Raw genomic sequence first — 21,943 nt, forward strand, 5'->3', positions numbered from 1 at the left:
ACAGGGACGACTGGAGTAATCTTTGCTTGTATAATTAAAGACGTTATTTGGAAATTTGCACAACTTAATATGGCGGAATAATCCGCCATATCTGCAAAAGTTAGTTATCTTTCGCCACGCGTATAACCACTTTGCCGAAGTTCTTCCCTTCCAGCAAACCGATGAACGCCTGCGGGGCATTTTCCAGGTCGTCCGTTACCTGTTCGCGGTAGTGTATTTTACCTTCGTTCACCCAGCTCCCCATCTCCTGCTGAAACTCGTCGATGCGATCGCCATAGTCCTGAGCGATGATAAAACCCTGCATGCGAATGCGTTTTTTCAGGATGGTGCCCATCAGCAGTCCCAGACGATCGGGTCCGGGCGGCAAATCGGTGGCGTTATACCCGCTAACCAGACCACAGACCGGAACGCGGGCCGAGGTATTCAGCAGCGGCAGTACCGCATCAAACACCTTGCCACCCACATTCTCATAATAGATATCGATACCCTCTGGACAGGCTTGTTTCAGCTGCTGGGCAAAGTCGTCTGCGTGGTGATCGATACAGCGGTCAAAGCCCAGAACCTCGACGGCATGGCGACATTTTTCCGCTCCACCGGCAATCCCGACCACATGACAGCCTTTGATTTTACCAATCTGCCCGACGGTGGCACCCACCGGCCCGGTAGCCGCAGCCACCACCAGGGTTTCGCCTGATTTTGGCTGGCCAATATCCAGCAGACCCATGTAGGCGGTAAAGCCCGGCATTCCCAGGATACCCAGCGCCCAGGAAGGGTGCTGCGGGTTGCTGCCCAGTTTCACCAGGCCTGTACCGTCCGACAACGCATAATCTTGCCAGCCGCTGTAGCTCAGCACCCACTCGCCGACGGGATAGTCAGGGTGTTGGGATTGTTCAACGCGGCTGACCGTGCCACCCACCATGACCGCCCCGATCTCAACCGGTGGTGAATAGGAGGGGGCATCGCTCATACGCCCGCGCATATAGGGATCTAACGAGAGATAAACGGTGCGCAGTAAGAGCTGGCCCTCTTCAGGCTGAGGGACCGAGGTTTTTTCCAGACGAAAGTTCTCTACGGTGGGTGCGCCATGGGGACGGGAGGCCAGAACCCATTGACGATTCTGTGTTGAAGACAGACTCATACATCACTCCTGTTTATGCAAATGTCTTTAAAGACTAGCGTTAACCTCCCAGGTTCGCCTGGCCATTATGCGCCGGATTGATTAAGCCGAACGATCAGGTAAACGCAGGGAGCGTCGCTTTCGTTGATGAACCGGCAGTCATTTGGCGGCCCCAGTTCGAGGCAGTCGCCGGCGTGCATCTCGTGGCGGGTATCCCCTTCCTGAAAAATGAGTTCCCCCGATTGTAACCAGATCAGCTGGCGTGCCAGCGCATACGACGACGCAGGCATCGGCACGTCACTCCCGGCAGGCAGTTCTACCTGCACCAGATCGATAGGCAGGTCGGTGCGCGGCGAAACATGTCGTCGTAGATAATGCGTTTGCGGGTCACGCCAGACGGGTTGATTTTCCAGGCGCAGCAGCTTGCCTTCCTGCATCTCGGCGCGGGCAATCAGGGTGGACATGCTAATGCCAAACGCACCGGACAGACGCGCCAGCAATGTCGCCGTTGGGCTGCTTTCGGCGCGTTCGATTTTGTGGATCATCGCCCGCGATACGCCCGCACGCTCGGCAAGCTCGCTTAACGACCATCCCCGGGACTCTCGCTCAAGGCGAATACGCGCGCTGATGCGATGATTGATGTTGTCTGACATAGTATTCATGGCGTAATACTATAGTTTAGAAAATCTATTTCAACGCCGTTTTTGATAACAAAAAGATATGGTTTATACCGTAGCGAGAGCGGCGCCCGCTTGTGTAATATGGTGACGCACCGTACTACTATAGTGAACAACACACGCCGAGGTTTCTCCATGCTTATCCGTCACGCCTGTAAAGAAGATTGCGCCGCCATTGGCGAGATTTATAACCACGCGGTGCTGCATACCGCCGCGATCTGGAATGATACAACCGTTGATACCGACAACCGTATCGCCTGGTTTGAAGCGCGAACCTTGATGGGTTACCCGGTGCTGGTCTGCGAGCAGGAGGGTCAGGTTGTGGGTTATGCCTCCTTTGGCGACTGGCGCGCTTTCGATGGCTTCCGCCACACCGTGGAGCACTCTGTCTATATTCATCCTGAGCATCAGGGCAAAGGCATCGGTCGGGCGTTAATGAAACAGCTGATTATCGAAGCGCGGAACATTGGCAAGCATGTGATGGTCGCCGGCATCGAAGCTCAGAACCGCGGCTCTATTCATCTGCACGAAACCTTAGGCTTTATCACCACGGGCCAGATGCCGCAGGTGGGCACCAAGTTTGGCCGCTGGCTGGACCTCACATTTATGCAGCTACAGCTTGATGAGCGCACCGACCCGGACGCCATCGGATGAATCAGTCATTAACGCTGGTATTTCTGGTGGCGGCAGGCATTGGCCTGGTCGTGCAAAACACCCTGATGGTGCGGATCACCCAGTCCTCCAGCACCATCCTGATCGCCATGCTGCTTAATTCGCTGGTGGGCATTGTGCTGTTCGTCTCGATCTTGCTGATTAAAAATGGCGTGGCGGGGTTTAGCGAGCTGGTGCACACCCTGAAGTGGTGGACCTTAATTCCGGGACTGCTGGGGTCGTTCTTTGTCTTCGCCAGCATCAGCGGTTATCAGTATGTGGGTGCCGCCGCCACCATTGCGGTGCTGGTTGCCAGTCAGTTGATCGGGGGGCTGGTGATGGATGTGGTACGTAGCCAGGGGATCCCCCTGCGGGCGCTGATTGGGCCGGTATCGGGTGCGATCATGCTGGTGATTGGCGCCTGGCTGGTGGCAAGGCGCCAGTTCTGACTCAGAGAATGGTGCCGCCTTTCGTCAGCTGCTGGTGGCGGGCCTCCATCTCTTCTTTATGCTGTTTACCATGATGGGCAATGGCAGTGCGCAGACGTTGCTGTTGGGTATAGCGATCTTCGCGGCTCAGGGCGGCGTCATCGCTGAGCGCAATCAGCAACTCATTCATATGCGTAATCACGCTCTCTTCAAGGGTGGCATCTACTCGGGCGATCACTTCCTCTAAATGTGACATTGTCACTCCTTATCGGTTCACCGGGTGGCACCCTGCCACCCGGCACAGGCTTAGTTGAGCTTCGCTTTCGAGAAATCGCTCCCCATCAGACTGACGCTATAACCGCTCACGTTGCTGCGGGTGGCAAAGAAAGTCTTGCCATTCGCCAGCGCGATCCACGGCGCCTGCTGGTAGAAGATCTCCTGAGCCTGGCTGTAAAGCTTAGCGCGTGCAGCCGGGTCGCTGGTCAGCTTCGCTTTGTTGACCAGCTCATCATACCCCTTGTCACACCAGCGTGCAGCGTTGGAACCGGTTTTAATGCTGTCGCAGCCCAGCAGCACGTCGGCAAAGTTATCCGGGTCGCCGTTATCCGACATCCAGCCAAACAGGGCGCTGTCGTGTTCCCCTTTGCGCATGCCGGACAGGTATTCGCCCCACTCATACGAGACGATTTTTGCTTTCACGCCCACTTTCGCCCAGTCGCTCTGGATCATCTCAGCGATACGGCGAGAGTTGGGGTTATAAGGGCGTTGCACCGGCATAGACCAGAGGGTGACTTCTGCCCCCTGCTCCAGCCCGGCCTGCTTCAGCAGAGCTTTCGCTTTTTCCGGATCGTAAGGGTAATCTTTCAGATCTTTGTTAAAGCCCATCATATTCGGCGGAATCGGGGATTTTGCCACCGTACCCGAGCCCATAAAGACGGCATTGATAATCGCTTTTTTATCGGTAGCGTAGTTCAGCGCCTGTCGCACAAGCACGTTATCAAACGGCTTTTTCTCGGTATTAAATGCCAAATAACCGACATTCAGCGCATCGACCGTATGCAGGGTCAGATCTTTATTCTTTTTAATGACGTCGAACTGCACCGGCGACGGCGCAGGAATGATCTGGCATTCGTTCGTCTGCAGCTTCGCCAGACGGGTCTCCACGTTGGGGGTGATGGAGAAGATCAGGTGCTTAGTCGGAACCGACCCGTCCCAGTAGTTCGGGTTGGCAATATAGCGAATCAGGGAGTCAACTTTATACTGCTGCAGGACGTATGGCCCGGTGCCAATTGGCCAGTTGTCTACGTTTTCCGGCGTCCCTTTTTTCAGCATTGCGTCGCCATACTCAGCCGAGAGAATAGAGGCGAAATCCATCCCCCAGTCGGCCAGGAAGGCGGCATTCGGCTCACTCAGTACAAACTGCACGTGATAATCATCAATCTTCTTCACGTCCTGAATCAGCTTATCCAGCCCGACATCATTAAAGTATTCGTAGTTGCCCTGGGAGACGTTGTGATACGGGTGCTTAGGGTCTTTCTGACGCAGAACCGAGAAAATAACGTCATCGGCATTAAAGTCGCGGGTAGGTTTAAAGAACTTATTACTGTTGAACTTCACCCCTTTACGCAGCGTAAAGGTATAGGTTTTACCATCCGGCGAAATAGTCCAGGACTCCGCCAGCGACGGAACCGGGGTGTTTTTCACCGGATCGAAGTTGATAAGGCGGTTATAGAGCACCTGCGAACTGGCCACAAAAGTGGGGCCTGAGCTGGCGATTTGCGGGTTGAAAGACTCCGGGGAGGCTTCTGAACAGTAAATAATCGTATCGTTATTCGCGGCCCATGCCGCGCTTGCCGGTAACAGCGCGCTGAATGCCAGCGCGAGGAGCGTTTTCCCTGTAGACATCGTTATTACCCTTTGCGGATTTATTATGAAGAACCGTAATAACAGCACAGCACATTCGTACTGGCAAATAACGAAACACTATCAAGATATTCTAAAGGCGCTATTTTCGCTGGTTTTCTCACCGCTGCTCCAGGGTGATTTGCCTTAAGTTCCATTCATCGTCAAGCACTTTTCGTCCGCGCAATGCGGTAAGAAATCGCCCCTTTTGTTGTCTCTTCTGCCGTTTAGTTGCCAACGGATTCCGTAAAGTACAAGGGTGAAGAAGTCTATGGGATCAAATCGTGGCAAAAACACTTTTACGTAGCGGTAATCTGGATGATTTTCAGGCCGTTGGCGGCGGCGGTCAGGCCGTTTTCGAATCTGCATTACAAATCCGCGAGGCGCTGCGCCTGCGCAAACAGCAGTCCATCGTCGACTGCCTGGCGATTCCGCAAGTCAACGACGAGGGTGACAGGGTTGACTGGTATGCCCCTGTTGAGGGTAGCGTCAGTAGCTGGAAGGCCGCCGATGAAGATGCCCGTTATCGCGCCCTGCGCCTGCTGGAAAGCACCCTCTCCAGCGTCGAGTACCTGAGCAAAAAATCGCTGCAGTCCCCCAAAACCGCTCAACAGCTGTTTGGCTCCCTGCTGTCCAAAGCCTTCCAGTTCCCCGGCGAAAACTTTTTATTCCTGGTGGATGGCAAACCGGTCATCACTTTCTGGGGTTTTGTTAATCTTAACGAAAACGCCAGGGACGATGTGCTCGAGTGCCTGCGCGCATCCCTGTGCCCGGTGGAGATCCCCGCCCCGGTAGAAGAGCCCGAGCCGGAACCGGTGCAGGAGATCATCTTCGAAAAAGCCGATGAACCGCTGATTTCAGCCCCGGCCACGATTCAGATCACCGCAGACGATCTCTACACCGCCCAACCCGCCCCGCAGGTGTTAGTTAAAGAACCTGAACCCGAGCCCGAAGCGCCGCTTGCCACGCCTGTAGTGATGAAAAAACGCCGCTTCCCGCTGTGGCCATTGCCGGTGGCCGCGCTGGTTGTCGTAGCCGTGGCTGCGCCACTCTTGTGGTCTACCCATAGCGCCCCGGTAGAGACCGCTGAGGCCCAGCCTGCCCCTGCCCCTGTCGCGGCCGTAGAGATTGCACCTAAACCCGTCGCGACGGTGAAGCCCCTGCCCTTAACGCTGCCTCTGCACCAGGCGGAAGTGGTGGCCGCGCAGGTGAAAGCGCCAGAGCCTGCCGCCCCAACCGAGCCGGTAGTGATTGCCGCCATTCCGAAAGAGGCGCTGGTGATGGAGGCCGGTCAGGTGAAAGCCGGCTCAACCCGCTTCCTTAACGGTAGCTGGCGCGTCATGCTGGATGTGAAAGATCCTATCACCGGTAAACCGCCCTCACTGCGCTACCAAATCCAGAACAATAAAGGCACCGCGCGCGTGGTGCATGGCGATAATATCGTTTGCCGTACGGAGGTCTTCTCCGGGCTGCACAGCAACGGTGAGCTGATGATTAAAACGCGCGGCAATGCCCGCTGCACCGACGGCTCTCGCTATCCGATGCCGGAGATCGCCTGCAAAGCCGGGGTGAACGATGTGGCGGAATGTACCGCCCGTTACGACGCCAAGACCGTGGTTCCGTTGACATTCAGAAAAGCAGGTGCGTGATCCCATGCTGGTAACTCTTTGCGACTATAAACAGAGCGTCACGCTGATCGCCAACAGTGGCGTACAGTTTCTTGATTTTGGCCTGACGCCGCAGGACAGTGCCCAGAGCGGACGTTTTGTGCGTAAAACCGCCAACGGCCCCTTGCTGCGTCTCAATTTTGACGTGATTAACAACCGCTACACACTGCCCGCCAGCGGTGGTGGCCAGCCGGAAGTGGTTAAACCCGAAAGCACCCTTTCGCTGCAGCACTCCCTGACGGTGCTGGATGGCGTCTGGCTGCCGGTGCCCTTCCTGCGCTTCAACCCGCCGCGTACCTTCGTAGAAGGCCCGGATAACTGGGCGCGAGTGCAGGTGCGTAAGCTGGAAGCGCCGGATAGCGCTGGCCATACCCACCGGGTGACGCTTGCTCTGGATAGCCAGATAGCGCCGCATGCTACCTCCCGACTCTCACCGGTGGAAAACGATATCCTGAACGGGACCCGTTTCTCCCTCGCCTGGCGTGATGACGAAGTGGCGGATTTCCTCGACCAGACCTGGATTGATGGCTGGCTGCGAGAAGCTTTTACCCAGTATGCTTCCGGCGTGGAGAACCGTGCCGACCGCGATCTGCAGTTGGCGATGCGTAATTTTGAGTACCAGGCTCACTGGCTCAACGTGCTGGCCATGCTCGGTGAACAGCTCACCATACCGGAAGTGAAATTTGTCACTCATACCCTCAGCACCCCGGCTATCCCGGTGGATCTGATTCTGGATGTGGGGAATACCCATACCTGTGGCGTGATCATTGAAGATCATGGCGACGCCAACGATGGACTGCGCCAGACGGCAGAGCTCCAGGTGCGTTCCCTGAGCGAACCCCAGTTCCTGAATGAGCCGCTGTTTACCAGCCGTCTCGAGTTTTCTGAAGCCCGCTTCGGCAAGCAGCACTTCTCGGTAGAGAGTGGACGCGAAGACGCGTTCGTCTGGCCGTCGATTGTGCGCGTGGGCGATGAAGCCCGTAAACTGGCGACCCAGCGTCTGGGAACCGAAGGCAACAGCGGGATTTCAAGCCCGCGCCGCTATCTGTGGGACGAGACTCCGGTGGTGCAGGACTGGCGTTTTAGTCAGATGAATGCCAAAACCCAGCGCGAACCGCTGGCGACCGCTTTCCCGCTGATGAACCTGATGAATGACGACGGAGAGCCGCTGTTTACCCTGCCGCAGGACGAGCGCTTGCCGGTCTTCTCGCCGCAGTACAGCCGCAGCACCCTGATGACCCACATGCTGTGCGAACTGCTGGCACAGGCGCTGGGGCAGATCAATAGCGTCGCCACCCGTCTGCGTCTGGGCTTCCCGGCCTCCCCGCGTCAGCTGCGCACCCTGATCCTTACTCTGCCGTCGGCAATGCCCAAACAGGAGCGTGAGATCTTCCGTCGCCGCATGTTTGAAGCTATCGCCATTGTCTGGAAGGCGATGGGCTGGCATCCGCAGGATGAAGATTTCGCCAGCCGCAAGCAGCAGGAAAAGAGCGTGGTACCGGTGCCGGAAATCCAGATGGAGTGGGACGAGGCAAGCTGCGGTCAACTGGTATGGCTCTATAACGAAGCCATCTCGCATTACGCTGGCCAGACCGAAACCTTCTTTGCCTCCGTTGCACGTCCTGACCGCGAGCCGGAGCCTGGCTGTGCGCCAGGGCGAGCGCTGCGGGTAGCCTCTATCGATATTGGCGGTGGCACTACCGACATGGCCATCACCCATTATCAGCTGGATGACGGTTCTGGTAGCAATGTCAAAATCACCCCGCAACTGCTGTTCCGCGAAGGCTTTAAGGTGGCCGGTGATGACACCCTGCTGGATGTGATCCAGCGCTATGTACTGCCGGCCCTACAGACAGAGCTGCAAAAAGCAGGCATTGCTGACGCTTCGCTGCTGATGGCCTCGCTGTTTGGCGACTCCGGGCGTATTGATACCCAGGCAGTGCTGCGCCAGCAGACGGCCCTGCAGCTCTTTATGCCGATCGGTCACGCCATTCTGGGCGCCTGGGAAGCCAGTGATATCGACGACCCGCTGGACGGACTGCATGCCACCTTTGGCGATCTGCTGAGCCGCAAACCGACGCGCAACGTCATGAACTACCTTCAGCAGGCTATCGATCATGCGCTGCCGGCTGGCTCAGCGCCGTTTGACCTCTTCGCGGTGCCGCTGCATGTTAACTTCCGCGAAATGCAGGAGGCGATGCTGGCGGGCCATTTCACCCTCGCCGCCCCGCTGCATGCGGTATCCGAGGCGATCTCCCATTACGCCTGCGATATTTTGCTGATTACCGGCCGTCCGGGTTGCCTGCCTGGCGTCCAGGCGCTGATCCGCCATCTGCAGCCCGTTCCCGTTAGCCGTATGGTGTGGCTTGATAAGTACCGCGTCCACGAATGGTATCCCTTCAGTCAGCAAGGGCGCATCGGCAATCCGAAATCCACCGCCGCCGTCGGCGCCATGCTCTGTAGCCTGGCGCTGGATCTGCGTCTGCCGCGCTTCAACTTCAAAGCGGCAGATATCGGCGCTTACTCGACCGTGCGCTATCTCGGCGTGCTGGATAACACCGTGAATACCCTGCGTGACGAGAACGTCTGGTATCAGGATATCGACCTCGATAAGCCCGGTGCGAAACTGGACACCCGGCTGCACTTCCCGCTGCGCGGCAACGTCACGCTCGGCTTCCGCCAATTGGCAAACGCCCGCTGGCCTGCGACGCCGCTCTATACCCTGAGCATCAACTCCGCCGACCTGGCGAAGTCCATCGCGGGTGACGGGGTGCTGAACGTGCGCCTGCAACTGCGCGGCGGCAGCCGACATGAAGGGCCGGAGGCCTTTGAGCTTAGCGATGCCTGGCTTCAGGACGGTACGCCGGTACCGCCCGACGCCCTCACCTTTAAACTGAACACCCTGGCCGATCGCCGTCATAGCGGTAGCCACTACTGGATCGACAGCGGGAGCGTATACCTGAAATGAGTGCATCCATTACTAAGGCAGTCATCGACTGGATTAATCAGACCCGCCAGCACGCTCCAATACTGGATAACGACGCCGACGCTCTGCTGGCGCGGCTGGCCGCAGCAGAAGCCCAGGAGAGCGCCATCGAACGTGCGCTGCATGCAGGCAGCACCATCGGGCTGTATGGCCACGCTCAGGCTGCGAAAGCGCATCTGCTGGCCTCCCTGTGCGGCAGCGGCAACGGACGTATGAACGTGACCGTGGGCGCACGGACTTTCGACTATTTCACCCATATCAACCCCGGTCATGCCCTGACCAATATGGCGATCCGTTTTACGCCGACCGCCGAAGCGCCTGCCGACGATGCCTTCCCGCTGCGTCTGAGCCTGATTACCGAGGCCGAACTGGTGCAGCTCTTTATCACCCGTGCAACCGTGCCGGCGGTGGATAAAGCGGTGATTGAGGCGCGTCTGGAAAAATGGCGCGCCCTGCGACAACCTCAGGCGGTGCCGGGGATCTCCGCCGCCGATGTGGGATCCATTGCCCGCTACTGGCGTGACACCGTGCCTGCCGCAGTACAGCAAATGGACGACGCCCTCTGGCATCAGTTCGCGCTGCTACTGCCTTCGCTGGATCTCAGTACCCGCGCCAGCGTCTGGTCGCTGCTGTGGGGTGAACAGCAGGAGCTAACCCAGGCCTGGCTGGCGCTGGCGCATATTCTGCATCAGACCAGCCATGCTCCGGAGCTGGCAGCACCGGTCAGCCTGCTGGTCGATAATTTTGGTCTTCCGACCGAAGGTTTTCTCACTCAGGGCGATCTTGCCCAGCCGGATGTTCAACAGGCGGTACTGCACCCCGTGCAGAACGGCGAACTGATGAACGCCATCAGTATCCCTCTGGACGTGCTGGCCCTGCTCACCCGCGAAGTGGTGCTCCCGGTGGAGAGCAGCGCGCTGGATGGCGTGGCGATGATTGATATTCCCGCCCCCGCGGCGCAGAGCGAAGCCCCGCTGGCGCAGGCGAAGCGTCAGTGGCTGCTGGAGCACTACCGCCAGCAGTTGCAACCGGATGTGCTGGTGATCTGTAACGCTACTCTCCAGCATAGCCAGACCGCCAGCACCGCCCGCGCGCTGCTGAACTGGGTTCAGGATACCCAACCCGGCGAAGAGGCCGCGCTGCCAGGGCTGGTATGGGCGATTACGCCGCAGGATGCCCGTTTTACCACCCGCTCGAATCTCGACGAGTCGGTTCAGCAGCTGCTGGGCAAACCGGGTCAGCATTGGGGCACGCTGCAGGCACTGGACAGCAGTAGCATGCAGCGCGTCATTGAATGGCTGTCGCAAGCGACGCTTGCCGGTCAGCGTCAGGCGCGCTTACAGGCGCTGCGCGCGCGCTTGCACCGCGAACTGCGGACGATGATGCAGGGTTATCTGGCTCCGCTGACTCAGGAGCCCGCGGCACAGCGTAGCGCCGCAGAAGGGGTCGTTCGCGCCCTGCAGGGGATGGCTGGCCGTCATGGTGAGTTACTGGAGGGGCTGTTGCCGCCGCTGAAGGCCTTTGAAACCCTGATGGCCGTGCAACAACCGCGTGAAGAGCAAGTCAATGGTCTCTTCACCGATGCCATTGATCTGTTTGCCGATAGCGCCCAGCAGAGCGATGAGCGCTGGGAGCCGCAAGACAAAGCCCGGCTGGCACACAAATTATGGGTTAACCATGTTCGCCAGTGGAGCCGCGACGACGGGGCCGCCCATCGTCTGGGACTGGAAGCCAGGGTGTTGCAACAGATTGCTGATGTGCTGGTCACCAGCAGCTACCGACTGAATCTGACGGGGCATCTGAAGCAGATCGTTGATGCTGATAAAGGCAGCGCCGCCCAGCTGTATGCCGCGCTGGGTAACTTCGTAAGCTGGGTGGGTTATGCGCAGACCCCTGCCGAAGCACGCCCGGCCAGCCGTATTCGCAAAGGGCAGCCGATTTTCGTCACGCCGACGGTGGACAGCACCGCGCCGCGCCTGAGCCGTCTTGGCGAACAACCGGTTCATGCGGCCACGGCGTATGTTTACGACTGGCTGGTCGCGCTTTATACCCAGGCGTGCGAGAACATCGGCTACCAGCATCCACAGGATGTGACGCCAGCGGCACGCCAGCAGTTAAAAGCGATTTTGTCGTAACGCTCACGGCGGCCCGCTCACCAGCGGGTCGTCTCTTCACCCCTGCCGTCAGCCAGTGCCTTCGCCAGGACGGAGGAGATCGCTTATGACACTGCGCGTCCAGCGTGTGGATCATTCACCGTCCCGAGAGCAGAACGGCTTTTGTCGGCGCGAAACAGGGCTTTAGAAAAGCGAGATCAGTAGCGCCACCGGGAAGCTCATCGGCCAGGTTGAACCGACAAGAAAGGCGCTCAGGAAGCGGATACGCTTACGATCTTTGGAGAGGAACCAGGTGATCAGCGCGCAGATGGAGGCCATGATTGCGTAAAACACTAACATTTTTTGATACAACGTCATCGCATTCACCCGATCTGTTTAAAATAACCGCGCGCAATATGCGGTATACGTTGATACAGATCAAGTTTTTTTGTTACAAGTTATCCATGAAATTTGTGTGGTAATAACAAATGAGTATAACCCGCTACATAAAAAAGGTCGCCGAAGCGACCTTTACACGGTGTTATTTTTTCACCGGCTGTGGCTGTTTATCACCCGACTCGGGCGCATTCTGAGGATCGTCTTTTTCAACATACTGCATAAGCATCTCCTGCATTGCCATCGGAATGGGTAAGTATAGACCACCTGAGAGGTACCACTTTAAAGTTGCATATTAAATGCACATTATGCAAAATAACCCTTACTAAAGCGTGGTGTAATGGTCTCAGGCTTTAGAGGGAAAAAACGATGCTACCTATTCCGCAAAGTTGTATTCATACCCGTTCCACGCCGTTCTGGAACAAAGAGACCGCTCCCGCTGGCATCTTCCAGCGCCATCTTGACCAGGGCACCCGTCCCGGCGTCTATCCTCGCCTGAGCGTGATGCGGGGCACTGTACGCTATCGCGGCTATGCTGATGCAACCACCCCCGAGCCCGACAGCATCCTGATCATTGAAGCCGGTCATTTCGGCGTCTTTCCGCCGGAGCGCTGGCATCACATTGAGGTGATGAGCGATGACACGCTGTTCAATATCGATTTCTTCGTCGAGCCCGATGTTTTGAAATCACTTTAAGCGCCCTGCCGCTGATAAGGAACTGACTATGTTACGTATTCCTGAAAACTATGTTCACACCCGTGCGACCCCGTTCTGGAACCAGACAACCGCCCCTAAAGCGCTCTTTACCCATCACAACACCAAAGCCGGCGTGTATGGTCGACTCTCCGTGATGCAGGGTGCAGTGCGTTACTTTGGTTTTGCCGATGCCGATGCCACCGAGCCGGATCTGGAGCTGGTGATTGAAGCGGGCAGTTTCGGTATCTCCCCGCCGCAGAAGTGGCATCGCATTGAATTACTGACGGACGACACCTACTTTAATATCGACTTTTTCGCTGACCCGGCAGCGACTCTCGAAGGCGCAGGACTGGGTAAAGTGGTCAATACACATAAGGAGTAAGCCATGGGCAAGGCAACGTATACCGTCACCGTGACCAACAACAGCAACGGTGTGTCGGTGGACTACGAGACAGAAGCCCCAATGGAGCTATTGATTCCGGACGTCGCCGCCGACGTGGTGAAGGATCTGGTTAACACCGTTCGCGCCTACGACAGTGAGAATGAGCATAACGTCTGCGGATGGTAATTGTTGCGCAGCGGCGCCCTCGCCGCTGCGTGAGCCTTTATTTAAGCAGGTCGAGCACGGTTTGTGGGCTCTGATTTGCGATTTTTAGCGCCGCGTTCTGCCCCTGAGAGATGATCTGCGCCCGGGCTAAACGGCTGGCTTCGACAGCGTAGTCCGCATCCTGAATACGGCTCCGGCTGGCCTGCAACGCAATACCCTGCTGTGATAATACCGACTTGTGCGATTCAAAGCTGTTGATCAGCCCGCCGTACTGGCTGCGGTAACCGCTGACTTTTTCCAGCGCCGCATCCAGGGTCGCCATACAGCTCCTGGCCCCTGCCTGGGTCGTCATTTCGCTGTTTTCCAGCTTCAGCGTTTTGAGGTCGGTCGGCGTGGGTTCGATCGTCATCTGCTGGACCTCCTCGCCAAAATTGGCGCTGGTCACCACTTCGATCGCGCGACTCTGCTTTGGCGGCACCGTCGGGGGCATGGTCGGTGTCGGCAGATTCCCCCAGGTAATGGCGCTGGTGAAAGAGCCATTACCTACCACCACAACCAGCAGATCTTCCGTGACGTTATCAAGCGTGATGCGCTCGACCATATTGCTGCCATTGGTACCGTCGTTGAACCCGCCGTTGGTGCTGTCTTCATAGCGGTCACCGTCGCCGCTATAGGTGATATTCATGCCGTTATAGTTGAGCGTTGCACCGGTAGGATCCCAGCTTGCCCCCCCTTCGACTAACTGGGAGCCGTCGTAGGTGGCCCCAGCGGTAAAACCGTTTTCAGGCGTCATAAAGGCGTGGGTCGCCGTGGCGGCATCGCTAATGCCACGGCTGACCCAGGTGTAATCGGCATCGCCCCCTTCAAGAGGCGTCCCGACCAGATGTTTACCGTCGCGAGTAAAGAGCTGGAGATCGTCATCCTGTCCTAACGAGTTAATATTTATCGCAATCGTAGTCGAGCCCGCCGGAATATAGGCCAAGGGAATAATGCCTGAGGAAAAAGCATAACTGTTACCCTGAATCGGGAATTTTGTATTTAACGGGCTGACATCGCCGATTAATTGCGGCGGAAAAGTGGGGTTATCCGTTGCCAGTGGATATTGACCAAATATTTCTGTCGTTTCAGCAATATGCGTAATACCGGCAAGAATATGTTGGTATTCATTATTTATACTGATGCGATCGGTTTCGGAAAGCGTATCGGTTGCTGCCTGAACCGCCAGCGTTTTGGCCCGAATCAGCATATTGCTCACTTCGCTCAATGCCCCCTCAGCGGTCTGCGCCAGGCTTATCGCATCATCCATGCCCCGCGAGATCGCGCTGTCTGCGTTGATGGAGGAGAGCATACGGTTAGTAATGGACAGACCGGCCGCATCATCTTTAGCACCGTTAATACGTAACCCTGATGAGAGTCGCTCTACCGTCTGCGCGAGTAATGATTCGTTATTTTTCCGGGATTTAAGCAAGAGCCCGGTCATTTCATTATGATTAATAGCCAGCATGATGTTGGATCGCAGAAAAGGTAATTAATGACATTATCGGCGAGGACGCAGTTTAATTTAGGGCGCGGATTGTAAAGGCGTAACGATATATTCTTCAAAGAATATATAAAATATTCGTAATAAAAAATCGACCGCCAGAAGGATCACTCCTGGCGGCAAGGCAAATTAATGTTTAAACATGACGTGGCGCACCACGGTATAATCCTCCAGCCCGTAGACCGACATATCCTTGCCGTAGCCCGACATTTTCATTCCGCCGTGCGGCATCTCGCTCACCAGCATAAAGTGGGTATTGACCCAGGTGCAGCCGTATTGCAAACGTGCGCTGACGCGATGCGCCCGTCCTGCGTCCAGACGGACGAGGCCAGCCCGTACTGCGAGTCGTTGGCCCAGGCCAGGACCTGCGCTTCGTCCTCAAATGCCGTGACGCTGACCACCGGGCCAAAGACTTCGCGCTGGACGATAGCGTCCTCCTGTTTTGCTCCCGCCAACAGCGTGGGCTGGAAATAGTAACCCTTGCCATCATGCTTGCTGCCGCCGGTGATCACCTGCACATGGGCCAGCGCTTTCGCCTCCTCCACCGCGTGGCTTACGCGGTCAAGATGCGACTGTGAACTGAGCGGCCCCAGCTCGGTTGCCTCCTCGTCCGGTGCGCCCATTTTCAGGCTGGAGACAGCGGCGCCCAGCTTTTCGACCAGCGCGGCGTAGATCCCCTGCTGAGCATAGATACGGCAGGCGGCGGTACAGTCCTGCCCGGCGTTGTAGAAGCCGAAAGTACGTACCCCTTCAACGACGGCGTCGAGATCGGCATCGTCAAACACAATGACGGGCGCTTTGCCGCCCAGTTCCATATGGGTGCGTTTTATCGACGATGCGGTGTGACCAATAATATGCTCCCCGGTCGCAATGGAGCCCGTGAGTGACACCATACGTACTTTTTCGTGCCCGGTCAGGGGATCACCCACCGTTTTTCCGCGCCCGAACAGTACGTTAAGGACGCCTGCCGGGAAGATGGTTTTAGCCAGTTCGCCGAGCTTCAGAGCCGTGAGCGGCGTGATTTCAGAGGGTTTGAGTACCACACAGTTGCCCGCCGCCAGCGCCGGTGCCAGCTTCCAGGCCGCCATCATCAGTGGATAGTTCCAGGGGGCGATAGACGCCACAACCCCAACCGGATCGCGGCGAATCATTGAGGTATGCCCCTCAAGATATTCGCCTGCGGCCTGCCCGTTCAGACAGCGGGCGGCACCGGCAAAGAAGCGAAACACATCGGCCACCGCCGGGATCTCATCGCTCTTGACGCAGTGCAGCGGTTTGCCGCAGTTGAGAGACTCCAGTTCGGCGAACGTTCCGGCATTCTGCTCAATGACCTCCGCCAGTTTCAGTAACGCGTCGGCGCGCGTTTTCGGCGTGGCTTGCCCCCAGAGGGCAAAGGCGGCATCGGCGGCCTGCACGGCGGCATCGACCTGCGCCGGGCTGGCTTCGGCAATTTCTACCAGCACCTCGCCGGTGGCAGGATTGTAGACCGGCTGTTTTTCCCCAGCGCCATTTACCAGTTCACCCTTGATCAACAATTGAGTTTGCATAGCATTGTCCCGTTGAATAAACGTTATTTTCCGCTACCGGCCACGCTATCGCCGTCGCGGGTGAGCCACCAGGCTCCCAGAATGGGGATGGTTGTTACCAGCATGACCAGCAGTGCCACCACGTTAGTCACCGGCACGTCGCGCGGGCGACCCAGCTGATTCAACAACCACAGCGGTAATGTCCGTTCGTGTCCTGCGGTAAAGGTGGTGACGATGATCTCATCGAATGAGAGAGCAAAGGCGAGCATTCCGCCGGCCAGCAGCGCCGTGCCGAGGTTGGGCAACACGACATAACGGAAGGTTTGCCAGCCGTTGGCCCCTAAATCCATCGAGGCCTCGACCAGGCTCCATGAAGTCCGCCTGAAGCGGGCAATTACATTATTGAACACCACCACCACGCAGAAGGTGGCGTGGCCAACCACAATGGTGAAGAAACCCGGTTCAAGATTGACGGTTTTAAAGGCGGTGAGCAGTGCCAGGCCGGTGATGATTCCCGGCAGTGCGATGGGAAGGAGCAGCAACAGTGAGATCGCATTTTTGCCAAAGAAGTCACTGCGCCATAGCGCCGCGGCCGCCAGCGTACCCAGCACCAGCGCAATCACGGTGGAGAGCGCGGCAATTTTAAGTGACAACGTCACGGAGTCAATGATATCGCCACGCGCTGCCGCGACGCTAAACCACTTCAACGTTAGCCCCTGCGGTGGAAAACTGAACGCGGCATCCTCGGTATTAAACGCATAGATAGCAATGATTAATAGCGGGAAGTGAAGGAAGATCACCCCGCCCCAGGTGGCAATTTTGAGAAACAGCGGTGCGCGTTCAGAGTGCATCAAAGGCTCCCAGGCGTTTCACGAACGCCAGGTAGACCGCGATAAGAATGATGGGCACCAGCGTAAACGCGGCTGCCATCGGCATGTTGCCAATCGCCCCCTGCTGGGAGTAGACCATCTGACCAATAAAATAGCCCGGCGGCCCCACTAGCTGCGGCACGATAAAGTCGCCCAGCGTCAATGAAAAGGTGAAGATAGACCCGGCAGCAATACCCGGGATCGCCAGCGGCAACACGATATAACGGAAGGTCTGACGCGGGCGGGCCCCGAGATCGCCGGAGGCCTGTAGCAGCGAGGCTGGCAGACGCTCCAGCGCGGCCTGCACCGGCAGGATCATAAAGGGCAACCAGATGTATACGAAGACCAGGAAACGCCCCAGCCCGGAGGTGGACAGCGTATTGCCGCCAATGGCGGGTAACGTCAGCAGTGAGGTGAGCAGCGGCTCAAGCCCCATATGGCCCAGAAACCATTGCGCCACGCCATCTTTGGCCAGCAATAGCGTCCAGGCGTAGGCTTTAACAATGTAGCTGGCCCACATCGGCAGCATTACCGCAATATAGAAAAACGCTTTCCATTTGCCGCGGGTATAGCGTGCCATATACCACGCCATTGGAAACGCCAGCACCGCGCTGGCGAGCGTTACCGCCATCGCCATCACCAGCGTGCGAATGATGATGTCGTAGTTCGCCGGGTTAAAGAGCGCGTAAAGATTCGCCAGGGTCAAATCCGGCGTTACCGACATGGTGAAATCGTCGAAGGTATAGAACCCCTGCCACAACAGGGTGAGCAGCGACCCTAAATAGACAATGCCAAACCACATCAGCGGCCCTAACAACAGCAGGAAAAGTCCCAGCGATGGCCTGCGCCAGAACAGGCCGGAGAGCCGATTGACCATCCCCTGCGATGCGATTCCCGGTGAGGTACTCATCGCCATCTCATCCCTCCCCATGGAGCGGCACCATCGCCGACCGCGCCCATGAGGCGGTGACCGGCTGGCCAATCTCCAGCCCGGCGGGTAAGTACGCATCGCTGAGATTGGCCTGGCTCACCAGCAATTTTGCGCCATCGGCCAGCCGCAGCTCAAAGCGGGTCGCGGCCCCCTGATACTGTACCGCCTGCACCACCCCCTGCACCTGGACTTCACCGCCCACGTTCAGGCGGATATGCTCCGGGCGCAGAGCGAAGAGGCCCGGCATGCCACAGACCCGCTGGGCTTGCTCGTCATTAAACAGGTTCGAGGTGCCAACAAATCCGGCGACAAAAGGCGTGCGTGGGCGCATATAGAGCGCCTGGGGTGTGTCAATTTGCTCGATGCGGCCGTTATTAAATACCGCGACCCGGTCCGACATCGAGAGCGCTTCGCCCTGATCGTGGGTCACGAAGATAAAGGTTATCCCTAGTTCTTGCTGGAGCTTTTTAAGTTCGAACTGCATCTGCTCGCGCAGTTTTAGATCCAGCGCTCCCAACGGCTCGTCCAGCAGCAATACCCGGGGCTGATTGACCAGCGCGCGGGCAATCGCCACTCGCTGACGCTGGCCGCCCGAAAGCTGAGAAGGTTTCCGGGCCACAGCGAAGCCCAGACTGACCTTTTCCAGCGCCTCATGCGCCCGGGCATGACGCGTTTTTTTGTCGATGCCCTTTACCATCAGCCCGTAGGCGACGTTATCGAGAATCGACATATGGGGGAAGAGCGCATAGTCCTGAAAGACGGTATTCACATCCCGCTCCCAGGGAGGGAGTTCGCTAGCCTCTTTACCGAACAGGGTAATGGCCCCACCGCTCAGCTGTTCAAACCCGGCAATCAGGCGCAGACAGGTGGTTTTGCCGGAGCCCGAAGGCCCCAGCATGGAGAAGAACTCCCCGTCACGGATCCCCATGGTGACGCGATCCACCGCGCGCACTTCACCATAGCGTCGGGAGACGTCGTTAAACTCTACCGCGTACGTCATCTTCTGCTCCCGGGCGATTAACGGCCGCCCATAATGGCGATGTAATCCTGCGTCCAGCGGCTGTAAGGGACGAACTTGCCGCCCTGGGCTATCGGGGTTTTCCAGAACATGATTTTGTCGAAGTAGGTGTAGCCGTTGGTCTCACACCCTTTTTCACCCAGCAGGGTGCTGGCTTTGCATCCCTCCGCCACCACCGGCAGCGAGCCGAACCACGCGGCCAGATCGCCCTGCACTTTTGGCGTGAGCGACCAGTTCATCCACTTATAGGCGCACACTGGATGTTTGGCATCGCTGTGCAGCATGGTGGTATCCGCCCAGCCGGTCACCCCCTCCTTTGGAAAGACGGTAGCGACGGGCTGGTTGTCGGCTTTCAGGGCGTTAGCCTGATACGGCCAGGCGCTGGAAGCCACCACCCCTTCGTTTTTGAAATCACTCATCTGCACGGTGGTATCGTGCCAGTAACGGTGGATCAGGGCATGCTGGTCGCGAAGCACTTTCAGCACGGCGGCATACTGTGCTTCGGTGAGTTGATACGGGTCGGTAATACCGAGATCGGGCTGAGTGGCTTTGACGAACAGTGCCGCATCGGCGATGTAAATCGGGCCGTCATAGGCCTGCACGCGACCCTGATTGGTTTTGCCGTCGGGTAGATTTTGCTTAACGAAGATCACGCTCCAGCTATCGGGCGGCGTCGGGAAGGTTTTGGTGTTATACATCAGCAGGTTTGGTCCCCACTGATACGGGGTGCCGTAGACTTTACCGCCGACGTTAAACCACTCCCCCTTCACCATACGCGGATCGACGGTTTTCCAGTTGGGGATTAAATCAGGGTTTATTGGCTGCACGCGCTTACCCATGATTAAGCGCAGGGAGGCGTCGCCGGAGGCGGTGACCAGGTCATAGCCGCCCTTCGCCATCAGGCTGACCATCTCATCCGAGGTGGCGGCAGTCTTCACGTTGACTTTACAGCCCGTCTCCTGTTCAAACGGAGTAACCCAGTCGTAGGCTTTATCGGTCTGGCCGCGCTCGATATAGCCAGGCCAGGCAATAATATCCAGCCGCCCTTCGCCTTTTCCGATCTCTTTGGGTGGCTCGGCCGCTTGTGCAGTCAGAATCGTCATGCCGAGCGCACACAGGCTGCTACGGGCAAATTTTTTGCTCATACACGTTACTCCTGTCGCAATGCAATCTGGCGGCGGCCGTGCCGTTTAAAATATCTCCTGTATTAAACGTAGACCGCGCGAATGCGGCGCACCCGGCACGCTGTAGATATTTCATCAGGTTGTGACCGAGGGCGCATTCCCCGTTAACTGGATTATAGACAAGGAGTTAGCGCTGACGGGCGGTATGCAAATTTCCTATGACAGCGAAAAGAAAAACGCCGCGAATTTATCGCGGCGAGGAGAGATGAAGATGAATAAACCCGGCAGTGCAGAGAGAGAATTAATTCGGGGACAGCATGGAGCGGATTAATTTCGCCAGTTGAATAACTGCCTGCTCTTCGCGCTCCCCCCATGCCCACGAGGTGTTAAACCGGAAAAACGGGGTCCAGGCATCGGAGGTCGAAAACATTTTGCCCGGCGCAATGCTGATGTGGTGGTGCAGGGCCTGCTCACTGAGTTTACCGGCATCCAGCGTCGGGGGCAGTTCCAGCCATAAAAAGTAACCGCTGTCGCTGTGGTGAATAACCACCTCGGCAGGCAGATGACGTAATAGCGATTGCCAGGCCTGCTGTTTGCGTTCTGCCAGGGTGCGGCGAAGCCGGCGCAGATGGGCGTCGTAACGCCGGGTCGCCAGGTAATCTACCAGCGCCAGCTGCATGGGCGAGCTGGTCGACAAGGTGCTCATTAACTGCAGTTGCTGAATGCGGCGGGCATGTTTGCCTGCCGCCACCCAGCCAAGACGAAACCCGGCCACCAGACATTTCGAAAATGACGAACAGTGCAGCGTCATGTCGTTGCTGTCCCACGCCTTCGCCGGCAGCGGTTTTTCCCGACCGTAGTACAGCTCGCTATAGACGTCGTCTTCAATCAGGGTGACGTTATGCTGGGTTAATAGCGCCACCAGCCGCGCTTTTTTTTCTGCGCTGAGCGTAAATCCCAGCGGATTCTGGCTATTGGTCATTAACCAGCAAGCTTTCACCGGATAGTCGTTCAGCGCCTGTTCCAGCGCCTGAAGGTCTATCCCATCGCGCACATCCGTCGCCACCGACAGTGCTTTAAGTTTTAACCGCTCCAGTGCCTGGAGAGCGCCGTAAAAACAGGGATTTTCAACAATGACCCAGTCGCCCGGCTCGGTCACGGCCTGCAAACTGAGGTTGAGCGCCTCCAGCGCCCCGGCGGTGATCACTATCTCCTCCGGGGAGATGTTCATCCCCTGCTGGGCATAGCGGCGGGCAATGGCATGGCGCAGATCGCTGTTTCCGGGGGGAAGGTTTTCGATCACGCTCATGGCGGTGGCCGTTTTGCTGACGTTCGCCAGCGAGCGGTTGAGTTGTTGCAGTGGAAAGAGTCGCGGATCGGGAAAGGCAGAGGCGAAGGGAACGACGGACGGGTCGCGGCTGGCCTGCAACACATCGAAAATATAGGTATTAATGTCCACGGCTTCGTCGCGCATCACTTGCGCAGGGGGCGCAGGCTGCTGGCCCATCGGCCGTGCGGCGACGTAATAACCTGATTGCGGACGGGCAACGATGCGGCCCTGACTTTCCAGCATCTGGTAGGCATGGCCAACGGTCATAAAGCTCATGCCGCTGCTGACCACTTGCTCTCGCAGCGAGGGCAATTTATCGCCGGGTTGCCAGACACCCAACTCGATCTGCGAAATGATTTGCTGCGCCAGGCGCTGATATTTTTTCATCGTTCTCTCCTTGCTGCGAAACACTCTATATCAGCAGGAGAAAAAAGGAAGAATTAAT

General features: G+C 57.4%; 20 protein-coding genes and 1 pseudogene. 8 read left to right on the forward strand and 13 right to left on the reverse strand.

The features are described 5' to 3' along the window. Positions 1–100: 100 nt before the first annotated feature. Positions 101–1,138 (reverse strand): NADP-dependent oxidoreductase, encoded by a 1,038-nt coding sequence (locus B3B59_RS11080; RefSeq protein WP_233802312.1) that lies wholly within the window; start codon positions 1,136–1,138, stop codon positions 101–103. Between the two features lie 65 nt (positions 1,139–1,203). Beyond that, complete coding sequence (locus B3B59_RS11085; RefSeq protein WP_233802310.1) at positions 1,204–1,779, reverse strand: helix-turn-helix domain-containing protein; 576 nt, start codon at positions 1,777–1,779, stop codon at positions 1,204–1,206. A 150-nt stretch (positions 1,780–1,929) separates the two neighbouring features. Here B3B59_RS11085 and B3B59_RS11090 point away from each other — a divergent pair, with 150 nt between their 5' ends. Together B3B59_RS11090 and B3B59_RS11095 are read left to right on the forward strand one after the other, a co-directional pair. Beyond that, the gene (locus tag B3B59_RS11090; RefSeq protein WP_233802308.1) at positions 1,930–2,448 is read left to right on the forward strand and encodes a GNAT family N-acetyltransferase; all 519 of its coding nucleotides are present in this window, start codon (positions 1,930–1,932) and stop codon (positions 2,446–2,448) included. Further along, on the forward strand, positions 2,445–2,894 hold the full coding sequence (locus B3B59_RS11095) for a DMT family transporter (protein WP_286808991.1): 450 nt from the start codon (positions 2,445–2,447) through the stop codon (positions 2,892–2,894). The genes B3B59_RS11090 and B3B59_RS11095 overlap by 4 nt, the downstream gene beginning before the upstream one ends. Position 2,895: 1 nt before the next feature. Here B3B59_RS11095 and B3B59_RS11100 read toward each other — a convergent pair whose 3' ends face one another. Together B3B59_RS11100 and B3B59_RS11105 are read right to left on the reverse strand one after the other, a co-directional pair. After that, positions 2,896–3,129 carry a YdcY family protein gene (locus B3B59_RS11100; RefSeq protein ID WP_040075575.1) on the reverse strand — a complete coding sequence of 78 codons (234 nt, stop codon included), beginning with the start codon at positions 3,127–3,129 and terminating at the stop codon, positions 2,896–2,898. A 50-nt stretch (positions 3,130–3,179) separates the two neighbouring features. Next, on the reverse strand, positions 3,180–4,778 hold the full coding sequence (locus B3B59_RS11105; protein ID WP_233802306.1) for an ABC transporter substrate-binding protein: 1,599 nt from the start codon (positions 4,776–4,778) through the stop codon (positions 3,180–3,182). Between the two features lie 281 nt (positions 4,779–5,059). Here B3B59_RS11105 and B3B59_RS11110 point away from each other — a divergent pair, with 281 nt between their 5' ends. Genes B3B59_RS11110 through B3B59_RS11120 form a run of 3 tightly spaced genes read left to right on the forward strand, consistent with a single transcriptional unit; the run spans position 5,060 to position 11,563 of the window. After that, a complete protein-coding gene (locus tag B3B59_RS11110; protein WP_233802304.1) occupies positions 5,060–6,424 on the forward strand; it encodes an SrfA family protein in 1,365 nt (454 codons plus the stop codon). 4 nt (positions 6,425–6,428) lie between these two features. Then, entirely contained in the window at positions 6,429–9,410 is a 2,982-nt protein-coding gene (locus B3B59_RS11115; RefSeq protein ID WP_046885379.1) for a virulence factor SrfB, read from the forward strand. Then, positions 9,407–11,563: a virulence factor SrfC family protein gene (locus B3B59_RS11120; protein WP_286808992.1), complete on the forward strand. Its 2,157-nt coding sequence runs from the start codon at positions 9,407–9,409 to the stop codon at positions 11,561–11,563. Before B3B59_RS11115 ends, B3B59_RS11120 begins: the two co-directional genes overlap by 4 nt. Positions 11,564–11,725: 162 nt before the next feature. On the opposite strand, the gene B3B59_RS11125 is transcribed toward B3B59_RS11120, so the two are convergent. Next, positions 11,726–11,899, reverse strand: coding sequence for a GhoT/OrtT family toxin (locus B3B59_RS11125; RefSeq protein ID WP_046885377.1), 174 nt, complete (start codon positions 11,897–11,899; stop codon positions 11,726–11,728). Positions 11,900–12,062: 163 nt separating this feature from the next. Continuing rightward, entirely contained in the window at positions 12,063–12,155 is a 93-nt protein-coding gene (locus B3B59_RS20485; protein WP_411815355.1) for a hypothetical protein, read from the reverse strand. Between the two features lie 131 nt (positions 12,156–12,286). Between B3B59_RS20485 and B3B59_RS11130 the strand changes: the two genes are divergently transcribed. The 3 genes from B3B59_RS11130 to B3B59_RS11140 are packed head-to-tail and all read left to right on the forward strand — an operon-like array spanning position 12,287 to position 13,181. After that, complete coding sequence (locus tag B3B59_RS11130; protein WP_286808993.1) at positions 12,287–12,613, forward strand: DUF1971 domain-containing protein; 327 nt, start codon at positions 12,287–12,289, stop codon at positions 12,611–12,613. A 28-nt stretch (positions 12,614–12,641) separates the two neighbouring features. Continuing rightward, a complete protein-coding gene (locus B3B59_RS11135) occupies positions 12,642–12,995 on the forward strand; it encodes a DUF1971 domain-containing protein (protein WP_040075566.1) in 354 nt (117 codons plus the stop codon). A 3-nt stretch (positions 12,996–12,998) separates the two neighbouring features. Continuing rightward, complete coding sequence (locus B3B59_RS11140) at positions 12,999–13,181, forward strand: DUF1869 domain-containing protein (protein WP_040075565.1); 183 nt, start codon at positions 12,999–13,001, stop codon at positions 13,179–13,181. A gap of 37 nt (positions 13,182–13,218) precedes the next feature. Here B3B59_RS11140 and B3B59_RS11145 read toward each other — a convergent pair whose 3' ends face one another. The 7 genes and pseudogenes from B3B59_RS11145 to B3B59_RS11175 all read right to left on the reverse strand — a co-directional run bounded on the left by B3B59_RS11145 (position 13,219) and on the right by B3B59_RS11175 (position 21,885). Next, positions 13,219–14,664: a flagellin gene (locus B3B59_RS11145; protein ID WP_286808994.1), complete on the reverse strand. Its 1,446-nt coding sequence runs from the start codon at positions 14,662–14,664 to the stop codon at positions 13,219–13,221. Positions 14,665–14,829: 165 nt separating this feature from the next. Beyond that, positions 14,830–16,247 (reverse strand): annotated as a pseudogene (patD, locus tag B3B59_RS11150) (aminobutyraldehyde dehydrogenase). Between the two features lie 23 nt (positions 16,248–16,270). Then, on the reverse strand, positions 16,271–17,077 hold the full coding sequence (locus tag B3B59_RS11155; protein WP_046885373.1) for an ABC transporter permease: 807 nt from the start codon (positions 17,075–17,077) through the stop codon (positions 16,271–16,273). Further along, positions 17,067–18,005, reverse strand: a complete 939-nt coding sequence (locus tag B3B59_RS11160) for an ABC transporter permease (RefSeq protein ID WP_212476247.1) — start codon at positions 18,003–18,005, stop codon at positions 17,067–17,069. Before B3B59_RS11160 ends, B3B59_RS11155 begins: the two co-directional genes overlap by 11 nt. A gap of 7 nt (positions 18,006–18,012) precedes the next feature. Continuing rightward, entirely contained in the window at positions 18,013–19,026 is a 1,014-nt protein-coding gene (locus B3B59_RS11165; protein ID WP_212475946.1) for an ABC transporter ATP-binding protein, read from the reverse strand. 17 nt (positions 19,027–19,043) lie between these two features. Beyond that, the gene (ydcS, locus tag B3B59_RS11170) at positions 19,044–20,189 is read right to left on the reverse strand and encodes a putative ABC transporter substrate-binding protein YdcS (RefSeq protein ID WP_040075558.1); all 1,146 of its coding nucleotides are present in this window, start codon (positions 20,187–20,189) and stop codon (positions 19,044–19,046) included. A gap of 280 nt (positions 20,190–20,469) precedes the next feature. Beyond that, positions 20,470–21,885, reverse strand: a complete 1,416-nt coding sequence (locus tag B3B59_RS11175) for a PLP-dependent aminotransferase family protein (protein WP_286808995.1) — start codon at positions 21,883–21,885, stop codon at positions 20,470–20,472. Positions 21,886–21,943: the final 58 nt, after the last annotated feature.

The sequence above is a fragment of the Leclercia sp. UBA2479 genome, from assembly GCF_002341985.1.
Taxonomy (GTDB): domain Bacteria; phylum Pseudomonadota; class Gammaproteobacteria; order Enterobacterales; family Enterobacteriaceae; genus Enterobacter; species Enterobacter pneumoniae.